The sequence below is a fragment of the Rhodobacter sp. TJ_12 genome, from assembly GCF_020023995.1.
GTDB lineage: Bacteria > Pseudomonadota > Alphaproteobacteria > Rhodobacterales > Rhodobacteraceae > Rhodobacter.
Genome location: NZ_NRRD01000101.1, coordinates 1 through 520 on the forward strand (window position 1 = coordinate 1; position 520 = coordinate 520).

The following is a 520-nucleotide window of genomic DNA, read 5'->3' on the forward strand; positions in this document are numbered from 1 at the left end:
TATCGGTCCGCACCGGCGTGGTGGCGGCCAGCTGGATCCGCACCCGCACGAGCGAGGGATCCTCGGCATCGACCGCGATGTTCAGCACCTCGCCCACGTCCACGCCGTTGTAACGCACGGGGCTCGCCCGGCCGAGGCCCTCGACGCTGGTGAACAGGATGTCATATTCCGCATAGGTCCGGTCGAGCTGGACCTTGGCGAGCCAGAGCAGGAAGCCGAGCGTGGCGAGGATGCTCGCCAGGGTGAAGATCCCGATCAGCACATAGCGGGCGCGCGTCTCCATGGGTCAGCCCTCCGCCGCCACAAGCGCCGCATGGGCGCGCGGACCGTGGAAATACTCGCGGACCCACGGGTGATCCACCTCCATCAGCTCGCGGATGGTTCCCGTCACCAGAACTTTCCTTTCGGCCAGGACCGCGATGCGGTCGCAGGTTGCATGGAGCGTATCGAGATCGTGCGTCACGAGAAACACGGTCAACCCCAGAGATGTCTGCAGGTTGCGGATCAGCGCGTCGAACTC

Annotated in this window: 1 protein-coding gene and 1 pseudogene; both read right to left on the minus strand. The window is 65.6% G+C overall.

Annotated features, from left to right (window positions below):
* A partial coding sequence (locus CKO11_RS17390; protein WP_223641568.1) for an MlaD family protein occupies positions 1–283 on the minus strand: 283 nt, incomplete at its 3' end.
* A gap of 3 nt (positions 284–286) precedes the next feature.
* A pseudogene (locus CKO11_RS17395) lies at positions 287–520 on the minus strand (ABC transporter ATP-binding protein); the annotation flags it as partial.